Here is an 18,209-nt window from a genome sequence, read left to right on the forward strand (position 1 = left end):
TCTCGCAACCCCACACTATAATAAGAATAGTTCTCATTCACATTTACGACTCCCACCGGAGCCTGCACACAGTCGCCTGACTGATGCGCGGCTGGATGACAGACTGCGCCAGCCAGGCACCACCGCCAAGCAAGCCTCCCATACCAACAACGCCAGCCGCTCGACGGTGGGCACACGAGAAGAAGGATGTTTCATGGCGCGAGCACGTTCGCTGGCCGGTATCGCTACCGGCCCGTTTTCCCCACAGGTTCCCCACGTTGCCCTGCGTCCGCTGGCCATCGCCGTACATTCCGCATTGCTGACGGCAGCACTGGGCGCCGGCGCGGCCCTGGCTGCCGAGGCGCCGGCCAAGCCCGATGAAGCCACCTTGAGCGAGATCAAGGTAGTGGGCCAGCAAGACAAGGCATCGACCGAGCATACGGGTTCCTACACGACAAAGCAGATGGCCACGGCCACGCGCATGGGCCTGTCGATTCGCGAAACGCCGCAATCGATCTCGGTCGTGACGCGCCAGCGCATGGACGACATGGGCTTGAACAGCCTGGCCGAGGTGCTGGTGCAGTCGACAGGCGTGACGGTGCAGGAAAACGACAGCGAACGCACGAACTTTTCGGCGCGCGGCTTTTCCATCGGCAATTACCAGATCGATGGCGTGGCCGTCAATTCGGGCGCCAATGCGCTGTTCGACACGGCCATCTACGACCGCATCGAAATCGTGCGCGGCGCCACGGGCCTGGTCAGCGGCAATGGCGATCCGTCGGCTACCATCAACATGCTGCACAAACGCCCCGGCAAGGAGTTCGCCGCCTCGGCTGGCCTGACCGTGGGTTCCTGGAGCAAGGTCCGTCTGGAAGGCGACATCAGCTCGCCATTGAATGCGGACGGCAGCATCCGCGGGCGCGTCGTCGTCGCGGGCCAGAACCGCCATTCCTATATGGACCTGTACAAGGAGCGCAAGCTGGTGGGCGCAGTCATCGTCGAGGCGGACCTGACGCCGGCCACCCTGCTGACGGCCGGCATCGACTACCAGAAAAACACACCGAAAGGCACAAGCTGGGGTACCACGCCCCTGTTCTTCTCGGACGGCACGCCGGCCAACATGCCGCGCTCGTTCAACATGGCCGCCAAGTGGAGCAGTTGGGAGCGCGAATTCGAAAACAAGTACGTCTACCTCGAACACCGCTTCGCCAACGACTGGAAGATCAAGGCTGCCTACGGGCGCCTCGACAGCTCTTCGAACGGCAAGCTGTTCTACGGCGGCAGCGGCTATCCGAAACGCGATGGCAGCGGCCTGGAAGTCTGGAGCGGCGCCTTCCCCTACGATGAAAAGCAGGACAACTTCGACCTGGCGGCCAACGGCACCTTCCCCCTGTTCGGCCGCCAGCACGATCTGGTCATGGGCGTGAATGGCTGGAAGCGCACGGGCACGACGAATGAAACCTTGCTGCCCGATCCGCTGCCGTTCGCCACCACCATCCCCGACTTCCGCAACTGGACGGGCGACGTGCCCGAACCCAGCCTGACGCGCACGGGTGCGCGCGACGTCGCCACCACCAAACAGTCGGGTGCCTTCATCGCCACGCGCATCAATGTCACGGACAGCTTCAAGGTGCTGGCCGGCGCACGCGTCTCCAGGTGGGAAACGTATAACGACCGCTACGACACCCAGGGCAATTTTGTGAAGCGCAGCTCCGCCTACAAAACGGACGATGTCGTCACGCCCTACGCGGGCCTGGTGCTCGACGTCAGCAAGAGTACCTCGCTGTACGCCAGCTACACGGACCTGTTCAAGCCGCAAAACCTGAAGGACAAGAACAACGCTTTCCTCGACCCGATCACGGGCAGCAATGTGGAAGCGGGCGTGAAGAGCGAATTCTTCAACGGCGCAGTGAATGCCTCGTTCGCCGTGTATGAAGCCAAGCAGGACAACTTGGGCGAAGAAGACAAATCGGTGCCGTTGACTTTCGTGCTGCCGGACGGCAGCCGTCCCTATATCTCGACGGGCAAGGGCACGAAAAGCAAGGGCTACGAGGCGGAAGTGTCGGGTAGCCCCTTGAGCGGCTGGCAGCTGTTCGCCGGCTACACGCACAGCAAATCCAGGACGGGCAAGGGCGTGGTGACCAACACCATCCAGCCGACCAACATGCTGCGCGTCTCGACCACCTACCGCCTGCCGGGCGAGCTGCAAAACCTCACCATCGGCGGCGGCTTGAACTGGCAAAACGAAATCTGGACGATGGCCACCCTGCCGAACAAAAGCAAGATCCGGGTCAGCCAGGGCAGTTACGTGCTGGCCAACCTGATGGCGCGCTACCAGATCAGCCCGAAACTGTCGGCCAGCCTGAATGTCAACAACCTGTTCGACAAGACGTATTTCCGCCGCGTGGGTTTCTATAACGGCGGCTATTACGGCGAACCGCGCAACGTGGCGCTGAACTTGCGCTACCAGTACTGATGCATCGCAGGCCGCTGTCCCCCCCAGGAGCGCGGCCGATTTTCCATTTCACATAACAAGATAAGGGATACACCATGCACATCACTTCCATCGCGCGCCTCGGCGTCCTCGCCACCGCCCTGCTGGGCGCAGCCCTCGCTTCCGGCGCGGCCAGCGCGCACCAGATCTGGCTGCAGCAGGACGGCAAGGCAGCCAGCGTGTATTTCGGCGAGTTCGGCGACAACCTGCGCGAAGCGTCGCCCGGCCTGCTGGACAAGTTCAGCATCAGGAACGTGACGTGGATCTCGGCCAAGGGCACGCAGCCGCTGCAGGCAAGCAAGACGGCTGGCGCGTTCGTCCTGAATGGCACGGTGGGCGCCGGCGAAAGTATCATCGTCGAGGAAGACAACTACCCGTCGTGGGAAGAAAAGAAGGATGGCAAGAGCACGCGCACCGTGTGGATTCCCGCCGCGCGCCTGATCGCCGACAGCAAGACGCAAACGCCCGCGCTGACCCTGGACCTGGTGCCGACCGGCCAACCGGGCCAGTTCCAGGTCAGCTACCAGGGCAAGCCGCTGGCGCAAGCCAAGGTCAGCGCCGTGGTGCAATCGGGCTGGGGCAAGGAAGCGTGGAGCGATGCGCAAGGCCTGGTCAGCTTCCCGCTGCCATGGAAGGGCACCTATGTACTGGAAGTGCAGCACACGGACAAGACGGCCGGCCAGCGCGGCACACAAGCCTATGACAAGGCCATGTTCGTGACCACCCTGAGCCTGCTGCAGCCGCACGGCGTGACGCCGCTGCCGGCCGGCCCGGCCCAGCCACCGAGCAAGGATCACGACTGACAATGCAAGCGCCAGCCCATACTGAAACCCCTGAAAAAATCGCGCGCCTGCGGCTTTCCGCCGGCGCCGTGTACCGTCTCGGCGTGGCTTCGCGCAGCATGGCGGCCATCGTTGGAGGCTACGTGCTGGCCGCGCTGGTCACCATGCTGTTGTCGGTGAGCCTGCCCATGGCCCGTTCCGAAGCCGTCATGACAGCCACCCTGCTGTCGTTTGCCATCTACACCTGCGCCGTGATGTGGGTCTTCGCCACGCGCAGCGCCCTGCGCGCCTGGCTGGGCCTGTTGATTCCCGCCGCCGTCATCGCCGCCATCCTGCAATGGATGGACGCACTATCCTGGAGTCTCGCATGAAAGAAGGTTTCCGCCAGTCGATGGCATGGCTGCACACCTGGTCCGGCCTGCTCGTCTGCTGGATTTTGCTGCTGGTGTTTTGCGCCGGCACGGCCAGCTACTACCGCAATGAAATCACCCTGTGGATGCAGCCCGAATTGCACGGCGCCGCCGCCAGCCAGGTAAGCACCGAGGAAGCGGCCAAGGTCGCGCAAAAAGCGATGCAGGAGCGCGCCACGGGCGCCACACGCTGGTTCATCAGCCTGCCCGGCGAGCGCAATCCCGCCACGCAGCTGGGCTGGAGCAAGCCATCGCAACCCGGCGAAAAGAAACGCGGACGGCGCGGCAATTTTCATAGCGAAAAAGCCGACCCGGCCACGGGCGAGGTGCTGTCGAAGCCACGCGAGACGCGGGGCGGCGAATTCCTCTATCGCCTGCATTTCGACCTGCACTACATGTCGGCCATCTGGGGCCGCTGGATCGTGGGTTTCTGCGCCATGTTCATGTTCGTCTCCATCATCAGCGGCATCGTCACGCACAAGCGCATCTTCAAGGACCTGTTTACCTTCCGGCCGAAAAAGGGCCAGCGCTCGTGGCTCGACGCGCATAACGTGACGGCCGTGCTGGCCCTGCCCTACCACATCATGATCACCTACACGGGCCTGGTCACCCTGATGTTCCTGTACATGCCGTCCGGCGCCACGGCCGCCTACAAGGGCGACCAGGACGCCTTCTTCGCAGAAGCCTTTCCGGGCCGCTCGGGCGACAGCAAGCCGGCCGGCGTGGCCGCGCCGCTGACGCTGCTGGCACCGCTCGTGCGCCAGGCGGAACAGCACTGGGGCGGCAAGGTCGAGCGCATCTCCGTCAACCACCCGGGCGACGCCAACGCCACCATTTCGCTGACGCGCGCCGGCGGACGCGACATGTCGTCGAAGCAGCCGTCGATGGAATTCGATGGCGTCACCGGCAAGCTGCTGTCGGCCGATGGCGACGCGCAGCCCGGCGCCGCCGCCACGCACGGCGTGATGGTCGGACTGCACGTCGCGCATTTCGGCGGGCCGCTGCTGCGCGCGCTGTTCTTCCTCTCCGGCCTGGCCGGCTGCGCCATGGTCGCCACGGGCGCCCTGCTGTGGGCAGTCAAGACGCGCCAGAAGCAAGCCAAGGCGCTGGCCGCCGGCAAGCGCGCCAGCTTCGGCCTGCGCCTGGTCGAAGCGCTCAACATCGGCGCCATCGCCGGCATCCCGATCGCCTTCGGCGCCTACTTCTGGGCCAACCGCCTGCTGCCGGTGGCGATGGAAGAGCGCTCGAAGGAAGAAATCGCCTGCTTCTTCGGCGCCTGGGCCCTGGCCGCCATCATCGCCCAGCTGCGCCCCTCGCGCGCCATGTGGCGCATGCAGCTGGCCGTGGGCGCCTTCCTGCTGGCATCGCTGCCCGTGCTGAACGTCTTCACCACCAATTCGCACCTGGGCGTGACCCTGTTCCTGGGCCGCGGCCCCATGGCGGTGGCCGCCTTCGACCTGGTGGTGCTGGTGCTGGGCCTGAGCCTCGCGTATGCGGCGTTCAAGTTAAAACCGCTGCCCGTGAAGGCGGCCAAAACCACACCCGCCGCCAAGCCGGCAACAACGATGGAGGCCGCGTGATGGAGCTGCTGGCCAATTTCCTCGTCTTTGCCCTGTGCTATGCGGGCCTGTCCTCGCTGTGCCTGGCCATGGACCGCCACTACGCCGACCTGCACGGACGCGGCGCAGAACCACCCGCGCCGCTGCGCCGCCGCCTGCAGTGGTCCGGCTGGCTGGCGCTGGCGGCCGCCCTGGCCTGGGCCATGCACATCGCCGGCGGCGGCTATGGCCTGGTCCACTGGGTCGGCAGCCTTACGGGCTGCGGCTTGCTGCTGATCTGGCTGCTGCCCTACGCGCCGCACCAGGCCATGCGCCTGGCGCGCATCATCGGCGGCGCGGCCGTGCTGGCCGCCGTCGCGCTGGCAGTGCTGTAACCATCGTGGCCATGCCGGACAGTCCGTTTGCGCCCTCGCTCCTGCCGCCCACGCAACTGGAAAGCCATTACCGCGCACACCACGGCTGGCTGGTGCACTGGCTGCAGCGGCGCCTGGGCAATGCTTTTGATGCGGCCGACCTGATGCAGGACACTTTCCTCCGCCTGCTGGCCGGTGCCCCCGCACAGCCGCAAACGCCAGCCCTGCGCGCGCCGAAGGCTTACCTGGCCACCGTCGCCAAGCATTTGCTGATCAATCATTTACGGCGCCAGTCGCTGGAACGCGCCTGGGCCGATGCGCTGGCCGCGCAGCCAGAGCAGTACCAGTCCTCCGTCGAGCAGCGCGCGCAAATCCTGCAGGCGCTGCAAGCGCTCGATGCCATGCTCGATGGCTTGAAACCGAAGGTGCGCGCCGTCTTCATCCTGGCGCAGATCGAAGGCTATACGTACGCGGAAATCGCCGCGCAGCTGGGCATCGGCGAACGCTCCGTGAAACGCTACATGGCCGAGGCGCTGACCGAATGCGTGCTGCAGGCGCCGGACTGGGCGGCATGAGCAGCGCCGCTCCCCTGTCTCCCCCGCTGTCGCGCAAGGTGGCGCGTCAGGCCGTCGAATGGTATTTATTGGAGCAATCTGGCCAGGCCACGCGTGAGGACCTGGCGGCGTCGGCGCAATGGCGCGCGCGCGACCCGGAACATGCGCGCGCCTGGAACAAGGTGCAACTGGTCGGCCAAACGGCCAGCCTGCTGCCGCCGGAGCTGGCGGCGCCCGTGCTGCGCCGGCCGCAGCGCCGCGTGGCCGTGCAGGTACTGCTGGCGCTGATGGCGGCGCCCGCCGCCTGGCTGCTGGTACGCCACGAGATGCTGGCCGACTACCGCAGCGGCGTGGGCGAACGGCGCGAGGTGTCCTTGCCCGATGGCGGCACCCTGGTGCTCAACACGGACAGCGCCGTCGACCTGGCGTATGGCGCCGACGAACGCCGGCTGACGCTGCGCCGCGGCGAAGTACTGATACAGACGCGCCCCGACCACGCGGGCAGCCGCCCCTTCATCGTCGCCACCTGCCATGGCCGCATCCGCGCGCTGGGCACGCGCTTCAGCGTACGCGTCGACGACGACAGCTGCCGCGTGACAGTGCTCGAACACGCGGTGGAAATCACGCCGCGCGCGCCCTCGGCCACCGTGCGCACGCTCATGGCGGGACAACAAAGCCGCTTCGACGCCAGCCACGCCGGCCTGCCCGCGCCGGCGCAGCCGCAAGCCGATGCATGGGCGCGCGGCATGCTGGCGGCGCAGGACATGCGCCTCGATGCGTTCGCCTTTGAGCTGTCACGCTACCGCCCCGGCCTGCTGCGCGTGGAACCGCAGGTGGCGGGCTTGCGTCTGTCGGGCGCCTTCCAGCTCGACGACACGGACGCCGTGCTGGAAAGCCTGGCGCGCATGCTGCCCGTCGATGTGCTGTACCGTACCCCGTACTGGGTCACCCTCGCGGCGCGCAAAAAATAGTTTATAAAAGTTGGCCCTTTTTTTCAGCATGGCCTGTCCTGTGGGTATTGCAACGACATTTTGCAACGATATCTTCAACGACACTCCACCGGAAAGGCCAGACCATGCACCCACCCCGTTTGACTCCCCTCGCGCGCGCCATCGGCAGCGCCGTGATCCTGCTGTCGCTGGCGCAGGCGCCGGCCATGGCGGCAGCTTCCGCCACCGCCCCAGCCAGCACGCAAATCAGTTTCAGCGTGCCGCCGGGCGAGCTGTCCGCCGCCATCGCCAGCTTTGCCATCGAGGCAAAAGTGAGCGTGGGTGCGGCGGCCGAACTGCTGCAAGGCGTGCGCACGCCAGGCCTGAGCGGCAGCTACACGGTGCCGCAGGCACTGGCCCGCCTGCTGGCCGGCACGGGCCTCGATGCGCTGCCCAGCGGAGAGCGCAGCTACGTGCTGCGTAAATCGGGCGCAGCATCGACCGCCGCGCCGATTGCCGCCACCCTGGATGAAGTCGCCGTCAACTCGAGCGCCCTGCGCGACGGCACCACGGAAGGCAAGCGCGGCTACGCGGGGCTGACCAGCGCCACGCGTTTGAACCTGTCGCTGCGCGAAACGCCGCAGGCGGTCAGCGTCATCACGCGCCAGCAGATCGACGACCAGGGTTTGCGTACCTTGCAGGATGTGCTGCTGCAGGCGCCCGGCATCACGGTCGACCATTCATCGAGCACGCGCGAATACGACCAGGTGTTTTCACGGGGATTTGAAGTGACGTCGTACATGTTCGACGGCATCCCGACCAGCAAGAACCTGGAAGCGCGCACCTACGACATGGCCATCTACGACAGGGTCGAAATCATCCGCGGCGCGACGGGCCTGATCAGCGGCACGGGCAGCCCGTCGGCGGCCGTCAACCTGGTGCGCAAGCGCCCGGGCCGCGGCTTTGCTGCCACGGCCGGCGCGCAACTGGGATCATGGGACCGCTACCGCATCGAAGGCGATGTCTCGACGCCCTTGACGGCGGACGGCAAGGTGCGCGCGCGCATCGTCGCCGCGCACGAAGACCAGCGCTCGTTCATCGACCGCTACCAGCAAAAAAAAGACGTGCTGTACGCCATCGTCGAAACGGATCTGACGCCATCGACGGTGCTCAGCGCCGGCATCAACTCCCAGAAGGAAAAGCTCAAAGGTGCAGGGCGCGACTTCCCCATGTTTTATGCCGACGGCTCGCAGACGCGCTTCCCCCGCTCGATGAACGGCACGGCCGCGTGGAGCACGTACGAGCGCGAACAGAGCATGCTGTTCGCCACGCTCGACCACTATTTCGAGAACGACTGGATCGCCAAGCTGGCCGTCAGCCGCAGCAGCAACCAGTACGACGCCTTGCAGGGCTTTTCCGGCAATGGCTACCCTGACCGCGTGACGGGCGGCGGCATGCGGCTGTGGCTGGCCAACTGGCACAGCAAGCCGCAACAGACCTCGCTCGACGCGTACGTCAGCGGCCCGTTCCAGGCCTTTGGCCGCCAGCATGAACTGGTGCTGGGCGTGAGCGCCTCGGAACTCAAGACGAACAGCCCCATCTATCCGGGCTGGCGCCTCGATGGCTATGACTACACGGTGCCCGATATCCACGCCTGGAATGGCGATATGCCGGTGCCCGACTACAGCGGCACGCGCCTGGGCAGTTCGTACGACAAGGAACGGGAGAGCGGCCTGTATTCGACCCTGCGCCTGCGCCCGACGGATGCGCTGTCGGTGATTATTGGCGCGCGCCTGTCGTACTGGAAGCGCGACATCCGCAGCGACTATGTCAATGACACGGACCTGTACGACGCGATGCGTGAAAACGGCAAGATCACGCCATATGCGGGCCTCGTCTACGACCTGGGCCGGCACTGGTCGGCCTACGCCAGCTACACCAGCATCTTCACGCCGCAAAGCCAGCGCGACGTCAACAGCCGCTTCCTGGCGCCGCTCGAAGGCAAGAACTATGAAGTGGGCGCCAAGGGCGAATTCTTCGGCGGCAAGCTCACCACCAGCGCCGCCCTCTTCCATCTGAAGCAGGAAAACCTGGCGGAAGCCGATCCGGGCAATGTCTGGATCATCGGCACGGGCGGCGGTTCCTACGCCTACCACACGGTCAAGGGCGCCACCACGCGCGGCGTCGAAGCGGAAGTCTCGGGCCAGCTGCGCCCCAACTGGCAACTGACGGCCAGCTATGCCTACAGCCGCATCCGCAATGCCGCCGGCGAACGCATCCAGACCAACCAGCCGCAAGCCATGGCCAAGCTGTGGAGCACCTGGCGCCTGGCGCAAGGCGTACCGGGCCTGGTGCTGGGCGGCGGCGTGAACTGGCAGAGCAATATCTACATGGATGACCGCGGGCCGAACGGCGAACGCTTCACGCAGAAGGCGTATGCGGTGGCGGGACTGATGGCGCAGTATCAGCTCAGTGCGCAGTTGCTGGCGACCCTGAACGTCAACAATGTCTTCGACAAACGCTACTACTCGACGGGCATGGGCGGCTACTACGGCGATCCGCGCAACGCCATGCTGTCGCTGCGCTATCAGTTTTGAATGACTGCACTACTTTTGAGCAGTACCTCGATGCCCTCGGGCGCCATGGCGCGCCCCAGGCAGTAGCCAAATGCCTCGTCGCAGCCCATCTCGGCGAGCAGTTCCAGCTGCGCGCCGCTTTCCACGCCGCCGGCAATGGTGCGCAGTCCGAGCGTGCGCGCCATCGCCACGATGGCGCGCACCATGGCGCCGTCGCCACCGGGCTTGCCCAGGTCGTCGACGAAGCACTTTTCGATCTTCACGGCATCCGTGGGAAAGCGTTTCAGGTAAGTGAGCGACGCGTCGCCCGTGCCGAAATCGCTGATGGCAATCGCCATGCCCAGCTGACGGAACTGGCGCAGTATCAGTTCGCAGTTCTGGTTGCTGTCGATCAGGATGCCGGCGGCGATTTCCAGCTCGATGCAGTGCCCCGGCACGCCGGCCGCCTCCAGCGCGGCGGCGAAATTGCGCGCGATATCGCGCTGGTAGAACTGGCGCGCCGACAGGCTGACGGACACCGTCAGCATCTGCCCCTGCGCGATCCAGCTGCGTGCCTGTTCCACCGCCGTGGCCAGCACCCAGGCCCCCACCGGCAGGATCAAGGCGCTTTCTTCCAGCACCGGCAAAAAATCGAGCGGCATCATCAGTCCCAGTTCCGGGTGCTTCCAGCGCAGCAGCGCCTTCACGCCCGTGATCGTACGCGTCTTCAGGTCCATGCGCGGCTGGTAGAACAGGGCGAATTCGTTGCGTTCGAGCGCATGGCGCAGGGCCGTCTCGAGGATGGTGCGCGAATACGACTGCGTCTGCATGCGCGGCGCGTAGCGCAGGCAGGTACCTGGCGCGTGGCGCTTGGCCGCATACATGGCCAGGTCGGCCTTTTCGATCAGTGCATTGACGTCGTCGTCATCGTCCGGGTACAGGGCCACGCCCACGCTGGCCGCCACCGACAGGCTGTATTCGCCGATGACGAAGGGCGCGGCGATGGCGGCGACGATCTTTTCGGCCACCCGCTCGGCATCGTGCGCCGTGCGCAGTTCCGTCAGCAGGATGATGAATTCATCGCCGCCCTGGCGCGCCACCGTGTCGACCTTGCGCACGCACTGCTGCACCCGGCGCGCGAACTCCGTCAGCACCTGGTCGCCCACGTCGTGTCCCAGGCTGTCGTTGATGGACTTGAAGCGGTCGATATCGACGAACAGCACGGCCAGCAAAGCCTGGTGACGGCGCGCGTAGGCGATGCCGTGCTCGAAGCGGATCTGGAAATGCAGCCGGTTCGGCAGCCCCGTCAAGCCGTCGTGATGGGCGATGAATTCCATCTGCTGCTCTGCGCGCCGGCGCGCCGACACATCGTGCAGCAGCAGCACCGCGCCCCCCTGCGCCAGCGGCGCGCAGCTGTACTGCACGTCGATGCGCTTGCCATCGAGATGGCGCAGCAGCACGGCGCCGCGCGCCACTTCCAGCACTTCCTGCCGTGCCACGCAATCGCGCACCTGGCGCGCCGCATCGACGGGCGCGCCGTCATGGAACAGCGGCAGCAGTTCGGTCACAGGCTGGCCCTGGCCATCGTCGCCCAGCCGGCCGCCCATGGCGCTGGCGCGGGGATTGAGGTACTGCACCACGCCATCGTGGTCGGTGCCGATGACGGCTGCCGGCAGCGCGTGCAGCAGCGCCAGCGCATTTGCCATGCGCTGCGCCTGCGCCGCCTGCAGCACCAAGCCCGTCGCATGGCGCATGCGCCACATGCGCGCCGCCTGCCACTGGCAGGCCAGCAGCACAGCGAGCACCACGGCCAGGGTCAGGCACAGCGCCAGCAGCAGCGCCGTCATGCATCACCCGGCAGGCGGAAAGTGAAGAACATGGTTTTCCTTTGCAACGCGCGCCATGCGGCCGGGCGCAGATCCATGCGGAAAGGAAATAGTATAAGAATTTCGGCGCGATATTTGCCTGATCGGACGCCGCTTGACTGGCATCAAGCGGCGCGGGGCGGGCCGGCGTCAGGTCAGCGACAGTCTCCGGGCCGGCGCGGCCACGCCGGGAACGGCATGCAGTTTGAAGATACTGACGGCGTCGGCCAGGCTGGCCGCCTGCTGCTGCAGCGCGTCCGCGGCGGCGGCGGCCTGCTCCACCAGGGCCGCATTCTGCTGCGTCACGCCATCCATCTGGCTGATGGCGATGCTGATCTGCTCGATGCCATCGCGCTGCTCCACGCTGGCTACGGCGATCTCGCCGATGATGGCGTTCACGCGCTGCACGCTGCTGACCACATCGTCCATCGTGCGCCCCGCCTGGCCAGCCAGCACGCTGCCCTCTTCCACCGTGCGCACGGATTCGCCGATCAGCTGCTTGATTTCCATGGCCGCCGAGGCCGACCTGTGCGCCAGGCTGCGCACTTCGGTGGCCACGACGGCAAAGCCGCGTCCCTGCTCGCCCGCGCGTGCCGCCTCCACGGCCGCATTCAGGGCCAGGATATTCGTCTGGAAGGCGATGCCGTCGATGACGGCGATGATGTCGACGATGCGCTTCGACGAGGCATTGATATGGCTCATGGTCTGCACCACCTGCGCCACTGCCTCCCCGCCGCGCTGCGCCACGTCGGACGCGCCGCCGGCCAGCTGGCGCGCCTGGTCCGCGTTGTCGTTATTCTGCCGTACGGTGGAGGTCAGCTCGATCATCGCGGCGGCCGTTTCTTCCAGCGAGCTGGCCTGCTCCTCCGTGCGCGAAGACAGGTCCATATTACCGTTGGCAATTTCGACCGACGCCGTGGCGATGGCGTCCGTACCGGCGCGTACCCGTCCCACGATGTCGGCCAGGTTGCCGCTCATCGCCTTCAAGGCACGCAGCAGGTCGCCGATTTCATCGCGGCTGCTGTTGGCCACCACGGCGCGCAAGTCGCCGGCCGCCACTTGCTGGGCGATGCCGACGGCCGCGCCCAGCGGCACCGTGATACTGCGGATCAGCCACCACACGGTGATTGACCCGACGACCAGGGTCACCAGCACGGTGGCCAGCATGGCGATGCTGGCGCTGCGGTGCGCGGTGGCGTCCTGCTCCTTCATCTGCGCCATCAGGCTGTGCGACTGCTTGCCGATCGTGGCGACGATGGCGTCGATCTGGCGCGTCGGTTCGCGGTCCATGCCCTTGACCAGCGCATCGACCGTGTGGGCGCTATCGGCACGCGCGCCGTCATACTGCTGCAGCGCCGCCAGGTAGCTCACGCCCAGCGCGTCGTGCGCCTGCAGCGCTTGCGCCACGGGCGCCGTATCGAGTTTCAACGCGGCCATCATGGCCTGCAAGCCGGCCAACTCTTTGCGCGTCTGCGCGCCGCTGGCGACAAACGCTTCGCGGTAGCGCCGGAAGGCGGCCGCATCGCCGCCGCGCAGCAGGATGTTTTTCCATTCCTGCACCTGGATCTTGAATTCCACCTGCGCGCTGCGCGCCGCGTCGACCGCTTCCGTCAGGGCCACGGAGCGCTGCATGGCCTCCGCGCTGCGTGCGCTGGCCGCATCGAGCGCACTCCAGCCGCGCAGGCCAACGAACACCAGCGCAAGGAAGAAGAAGGCGCCCAACAGACCCAGGCGGATGGAGATTTTCAGATTTGCGAGTTGCATGTGTTTCTCCCGGCAGCAAGAACAGGATGGCAACAAAAGCGCCACCAAAACTATCCAATTCCCACCAAATGAGGAAATCATGCCGCGCACCCCGTGAAAAACCAAGCAGCGCTTTCGCTAGAGAAACACTTTCAACACAGAAACAACAAATTACACCGGAAGGTTGACTGTCTGGCCATATTGCCGGGCTCACAGCATGGTCGGGCCGGCAATCTTGCCGGTCGCATCAGCGCGCCGCCGCGGCCGCGCCCGCGAACTCTTCACGCAGCAGCGGGTACAAACGCCGGTAGCGCGCCAGCCGCTCGTCCAGCATGGCGCAGGCTTGCGGCGCGATCGTTTCCTGCACGGGCGGGCGCGTGCACACCTGCGCGGGCGACAAGCCCGTCGCCGCCATCTGCGCCAGGCGCGCCGCACCGAGGGTGCCGCCAGCCACGCCATGGTCGTGCCGCAGCACGTTCAGGCCCGAAGCATTCGCGCACAGCTGGGCCCAGAAGCGGCTGCGCGAACCGCCACCGACGAACGACGCTTCTTCCAGCTGCGTGCCGGCGCTGCGCAGGGCCGCATTGCCGTCGGCCATGGCAAAGGCCACGCCTTCCATCACGCTGTAGGCCAGTTCGGCGCGCCCATGTTCCGTCGACAAGCCAAAAAACACGCCGCGCGCCGTGGCGTCGTTGTGCGGCGTGCGCTCGCCGCTCAGGTAGGGCAAGAAGATCGGCGCCGTGCGCGCTTCCACGCCTTCGGCCAGCGTCACCAACTCTGCGATGTCGGACGACTGCGTCAGCCGCGCCACCCAGCTGAGGCTGGACGCGGCGCTGAGGATCACGCTCATCTGGTGCCAGCGCCCGGGCAGGCAATGGCAGAAGGCGTGTACGCCCTGGCCCGGATTGGGCGCGAAGCCATCGCTGCCGGCGAACAGCACGCCGGAGGTGCCCAGCGACAGCAGGCCGGCACCCGCTTCCACCCCCCCCAGGCCCACGGCGGCGGCAGCATTGTCGCCCGCGCCGCCGGCCAGCAACACCGCATGCGCGATGCCCCATTCCTGGCACAGCGACGGGCGTATCTGCGCGGCGGCATGGCTGCCTTCGACCAGGCGCGGCATGTGTTCTCGCGAGAGGCTAGTGGCCGCCAGCATGCGCTCGGACCAGTCGCGTTTGGCCACGTCCAGCCACAGGGTGCCGGAGGCGTCGGACATGTCGGAGACGCAGTCGCCCGTCAGGCGCAGCGCCACGTAATCCTTGGGCAGCAAGACTTTACTGATGGCGCGAAACAGCGACGGCTCGTACTTTTGCAGCCACAGCAGCTTGGGCGCCGTGAAGCCGGGCATGGCCTGGTTGCCCGTGATGGCGCGCGACTCGGGCACCAGCGCTTCGAGTTCCACACACTCGGCAAAGGCGCGCGTATCGTTCCACAAAATGGCCGCGCGCAGCACGTGCTGCTGCTTGTCGAGCAGCGTGGCGCCATGCATCTGGCCCGACAGCGCGATGCCGCGCAAGCCGGAAAACGCCACCGGCTGGGCGCTGCGGATGGCCGCGATCACGTCCAGCGTGGCGTGCCACCAGTCCTCCGGGTTCTGCTCCGACCAGCCGGGATGGGGGCTCGACACGCGCAGGGTCACACCGCTGCTGGCGAGGATGGTTTGCGCGTCGTCGGTCAGGATGGCCTTGACTTCGGAAGTGCCGATATCGATACCGAGATAGGTCACGATGGTTCCATGTATAAAAGTGATTGAAGCCGGTCGTCAGGGGAAGGACTCGGGCATGTTCATGTGCAGGCAGGAGCGAAATTTCGACGGCGACATCTGCTTGTGGGCCAGGAACTGGCGGTTGAAATTGGACAGATTGTTAAAACCCGTGCGGTAGCAGATATCGGTGACCTTCATGTCGGTATTCATCAGCAGCTCGCAGGCCAACGCGATGCGCTCCTGGTTCACGTATTGGATAAAAGAGGTGCCCGTATGCTTGCGGAAGAAACGCGTGAACTTGAGCGTGTTCATCTCCGCCACGTCGGCCACGTCCTGCTCGCAAAAATCGAGCGTGATGTTCTGCTTGATATACGCCAGCACCAGGTTGATGGTCGACGACATGTAGCGCCCCGCCTGCGCCAGATAGGTGACGCTGGCCAGCGCACGGCGTTCGCGGCAGTCGCACAGCTCGCCGAACAGGCGCGCGAACAGTTCCACCCGGCGCGGCCCCTGTGCCGTCGTCAGCTCACACATCAGCGGTGCCAGGCGCAAGCCCAGCGCGTCGGGAAACTGCAAGCCCCTGCCCGCCTCGCCCAGCAGGGTTTTCAGGGGTGCCATTTCCGGGAACAGCAGCGCGCAGCGGTCGATGAAGTCGCCGGAAAACTGCAGCACCAGGTCGCGCGCGGGCAGGCTCACGCCTTCGGCCAGCTCGCTGACCCAGTTGTGCGGCAGGTTCGGTCCCGTCAGCACCAGGTTGCCCGGCGCGTAACTGCCGATATGGTCGCCAACAAAGAATTTGCCGGTCGAGGTGGTGATGATGTGCAGTTCGTACTCGGGATGGAAGTGCCATTTCGCCACCACATGCGGATAGCCGTGCGCCCACGCACGAAACGATTCGTGTATCGGTTTATGGATCAGTTCCAGGTCAGGCGTCACGGCAGTTCCTTACGCGGTCTCGTTGCCAGCTATTCTAACCACTTGCTTGAGCACTGAGCGCCAGGGCCAGCCCGCTGTCGGCGTCGAACAGATGCATGTGCTCCTCGTCGAAGGCCAGCGCCAAGTTCTGGCCCACCTGCGCCGTGCTGTTGGCCGCGTTCGCCGGCAGTAGCGCGGACAAGGTCAGGGCGCCGCACTGGAAGCTGATCAGCGCTTCGGCGCCCAGCAGCTCGACCAGGTCGATCGCGCACGCCAGGCCATGCGTGCCTGCCTGCTCCTGTGGCAGCGCCGCGCGCAAGTGATTCGGCCGCAGGCCGAAGACCACGCGCGCCCCTGCGGCCAGCGCGGCGAAGCGGTGGGAAATCAACGGCCAGCGGTAGCCGGCGCAGACGAGCACCGTTTGCCCGCCGTCTTTTTCGACGACGCCATCGATGAAGTTCATGGCAGGCGTGCCGATGAAGCCGGCCGCGAACAGGGTGCGCGGATGGTTGTACAACTGGGCCGGCGTGCCGATCTGCTCGATATGCCCGCCCTTCATCAGCACCACGCGGTCGGCCAAGGTCATCGCCTCGAGCTGGTCGTGCGTCACGTACAGGGTGGTGGTGCGCAGGCGGCGGTGCAAGCGCTTGATGTCGGCACGCAGCTGCGCGCGCAGCTTGGCGTCCAGGTTCGACAGCGGTTCGTCGAACAGGAATACCTGCGGCGTCTTGATCATGGCGCGCGCGATGGCCGTGCGCTGCTGCTGGCCTCCCGACATGGCGCGCGGCTTGCGATCGAGCAGGCTGTCCAGGCTAAGGATGGCCGCCACCTCGCGCACGCGGCGCTCGATCTCGTCGGCCGGCACCTTCAGGCGGCGCAGGCCGAAGGCGATATTGTCGTACACCGTCATGTGCGGATACAGCGCGTAATTCTGGAACACCATCGCCACATTGCGTTCGCGCGGCGGCAAGTCGTTGACGATGGCCCCGCCGATCAGCAACTCGCCGCCGCTGATGTCTTCCAGTCCCGCGATCATGCGCAGCAGGGTCGATTTGCCACAGCCCGATGGCCCCAGCAGGACGATGAATTCACCGTCGTCTATCTCCAGGTCGAACGGCTGCAGCACCGCCGTCTTGTGGTCGTAAGTCTTGTGCAGCTGCCTACAGGCGATGTTTGCCATGATTACTCTCCATCTTATTAGTACACCTATCAAAACCTGCTGCGCGTCGGTATAGGCGGCCTGCGATGCTCACCGTACCTTCGTACGGTTGCGCTTCTTAGCCACCTCTCCCTTCCGCTCGCTACGGTTTTTTTAGGTGTTGTTAATGACTGGTTCAGGCCAGTTCAATTTGTATCTTGACGTCGCGCGGGTAGCCCTTGGCTGCCTCCTCGAACGCCCGCACGCCGTCGGTGAAGTCGAAGGTACGCGAAATGAAGGGTTTCACGTCGATCTTTCCCGAGGCCAGCAGCGCGATGGCGCGCGGGAAGATGTTCGCGTAGCGGAACACTGACTCGATGCGCGCTTCCTTGGCCTGGATGGCGACGATATCGAAGGGCACCTTATCGGGCGGCATGCCGACCAGTACCAGGCAGCCGTTGGGGCACAGCAGGTCGACGATATCGTCGTAGGCGCGCATGCTGCCGCTGGCCTCGAAGACGATGTCGGCACCCCAGCCAGCCGTCAGTTCGCGCACCGTGTCCGCCAGGCTGGCCTGGCGCACGTCGACCGTGGTCACGGCAGGATTATCGGCAAACAGGGCCAGCTTTTCCGGTACCAGGTCGGCCAGGATCACGCGCGAGCAGCCGCCCGCCAGCGCCGCCAGGGCAGTCATCGCGCCGATGGTGCCGGCGCCGATCACCACCGCCATGTCGCCAGGCTTGATGGCCGCCTTCTTGGCCGCCTGCAGGCCGATGGCCAGCGGTTCGACGATGGCGCCTTCGCCGAAGCTGACGTTGTCGGGCAGCTTGAAGGTGAACGCGGCCGGGTGCACCACATACGGCGTGAGGCAGCCATGGATGGGCGGCGTGGCCCAAAAGCGCACGGCCGGGTCCAGGTTGTACAGACCGCGCATGGTGGCCGGCGAATCGAACTGCGGCACGCCCGGTTCCATGCAGACGCGGTCGCCCACTGTCAGGTGCGTCACCTCGTCTCCTACTTCGGCCACCACGCCGGAGGCCTCGTGGCCGAGCACCATCGGTGCTTCGACGGCGAAGGGGCCGATCTTGCCATGTTTGAAGTAGTGCACGTCGCTGCCGCAAATGCCCACGGTATGTATCTTGATTTTCACGTCGCGCGGGCCGACGACGAGCGGTACGTCGATGTCGCGCAAGGTGATAATTTCCGCCTGTTCCAGTACGAGTGCTTGCAT

Annotated in this window: 14 protein-coding genes; 8 read left to right on the forward strand and 6 right to left on the reverse strand. The window is 65.7% G+C overall.

What is annotated here, in order from left to right; translation table 11 throughout:
* The first annotated feature begins 193 nt into the window (after window positions 1-193).
* From FJQ89_RS13380 to FJQ89_RS13415, 8 genes are all read left to right on the forward strand, one after another.
* Entirely contained in the window at window positions 194-2,455 is a 2,262-nt protein-coding gene (locus FJQ89_RS13380) for a TonB-dependent siderophore receptor (RefSeq protein ID WP_141170520.1), read from the forward strand.
* A 74-nt stretch (window positions 2,456-2,529) separates the two neighbouring features.
* The gene (locus FJQ89_RS13385; protein WP_243136543.1) at window positions 2,530-3,276 is read left to right on the forward strand and encodes a DUF4198 domain-containing protein; all 747 of its coding nucleotides are present in this window, start codon (window positions 2,530-2,532) and stop codon (window positions 3,274-3,276) included.
* A gap of 2 nt (window positions 3,277-3,278) precedes the next feature.
* Window positions 3,279-3,626 (forward strand): DUF3649 domain-containing protein, encoded by a 348-nt coding sequence (locus FJQ89_RS13390; protein ID WP_141170521.1) that lies wholly within the window; start codon window positions 3,279-3,281, stop codon window positions 3,624-3,626.
* Window positions 3,623-5,245 (forward strand): PepSY-associated TM helix domain-containing protein, encoded by a 1,623-nt coding sequence (locus FJQ89_RS13395; protein WP_141170522.1) that lies wholly within the window; start codon window positions 3,623-3,625, stop codon window positions 5,243-5,245. The genes FJQ89_RS13390 and FJQ89_RS13395 overlap by 4 nt, the downstream gene beginning before the upstream one ends.
* A complete protein-coding gene (locus FJQ89_RS13400; protein WP_141172787.1) occupies window positions 5,245-5,598 on the forward strand; it encodes a DUF3325 domain-containing protein in 354 nt (117 codons plus the stop codon). The genes FJQ89_RS13395 and FJQ89_RS13400 overlap by 1 nt, the downstream gene beginning before the upstream one ends.
* 11 nt (window positions 5,599-5,609) lie before the next feature.
* Window positions 5,610-6,152: a sigma-70 family RNA polymerase sigma factor gene (locus tag FJQ89_RS13405; protein WP_141170523.1), complete on the forward strand. Its 543-nt coding sequence runs from the start codon at window positions 5,610-5,612 to the stop codon at window positions 6,150-6,152.
* A complete protein-coding gene (locus tag FJQ89_RS13410; RefSeq protein ID WP_243136544.1) occupies window positions 6,119-7,102 on the forward strand; it encodes a FecR domain-containing protein in 984 nt (327 codons plus the stop codon). The genes FJQ89_RS13405 and FJQ89_RS13410 overlap by 34 nt, the downstream gene beginning before the upstream one ends.
* A 104-nt stretch (window positions 7,103-7,206) precedes the next feature.
* Entirely contained in the window at window positions 7,207-9,657 is a 2,451-nt protein-coding gene (locus FJQ89_RS13415; protein ID WP_141170524.1) for a TonB-dependent siderophore receptor, read from the forward strand.
* Here the strand turns inward: FJQ89_RS13415 and FJQ89_RS13420 are convergent.
* From FJQ89_RS13420 to FJQ89_RS13445, 6 genes are all read right to left on the reverse strand, one after another.
* On the reverse strand, window positions 9,648-11,462 hold the full coding sequence (locus tag FJQ89_RS13420) for a putative bifunctional diguanylate cyclase/phosphodiesterase (RefSeq protein ID WP_141170525.1): 1,815 nt from the start codon (window positions 11,460-11,462) through the stop codon (window positions 9,648-9,650). The two genes, FJQ89_RS13415 and FJQ89_RS13420, sit on opposite strands and share 10 nt — an antisense overlap.
* Before the next feature lie 168 nt (window positions 11,463-11,630).
* Complete coding sequence (locus tag FJQ89_RS13425) at window positions 11,631-13,244, reverse strand: methyl-accepting chemotaxis protein (protein WP_205704602.1); 1,614 nt, start codon at window positions 13,242-13,244, stop codon at window positions 11,631-11,633.
* Between the two features lie 226 nt (window positions 13,245-13,470).
* Window positions 13,471-14,946 carry a xylulokinase gene (gene xylB / locus FJQ89_RS13430; protein WP_141170526.1) on the reverse strand — a complete coding sequence of 492 codons (1,476 nt, stop codon included), beginning with the start codon at window positions 14,944-14,946 and terminating at the stop codon, window positions 13,471-13,473.
* Window positions 14,947-14,982: 36 nt separating this feature from the next.
* The gene (locus FJQ89_RS13435; RefSeq protein ID WP_141170527.1) at window positions 14,983-15,861 is read right to left on the reverse strand and encodes an AraC family transcriptional regulator; all 879 of its coding nucleotides are present in this window, start codon (window positions 15,859-15,861) and stop codon (window positions 14,983-14,985) included.
* A gap of 34 nt (window positions 15,862-15,895) precedes the next feature.
* A complete protein-coding gene (locus FJQ89_RS13440; RefSeq protein WP_141170528.1) occupies window positions 15,896-17,020 on the reverse strand; it encodes an ABC transporter ATP-binding protein in 1,125 nt (374 codons plus the stop codon).
* 154 nt (window positions 17,021-17,174) lie between these two features.
* Window positions 17,175-18,209 carry an NAD(P)-dependent alcohol dehydrogenase gene (locus tag FJQ89_RS13445; RefSeq protein ID WP_141170529.1) on the reverse strand — a complete coding sequence of 345 codons (1,035 nt, stop codon included), beginning with the start codon at window positions 18,207-18,209 and terminating at the stop codon, window positions 17,175-17,177.

Origin of the sequence: Janthinobacterium tructae (assembly GCF_006517255.1) — a bacterium.
Taxonomy (GTDB): Bacteria; Pseudomonadota; Gammaproteobacteria; order Burkholderiales; family Burkholderiaceae_D; genus Janthinobacterium; species Janthinobacterium tructae.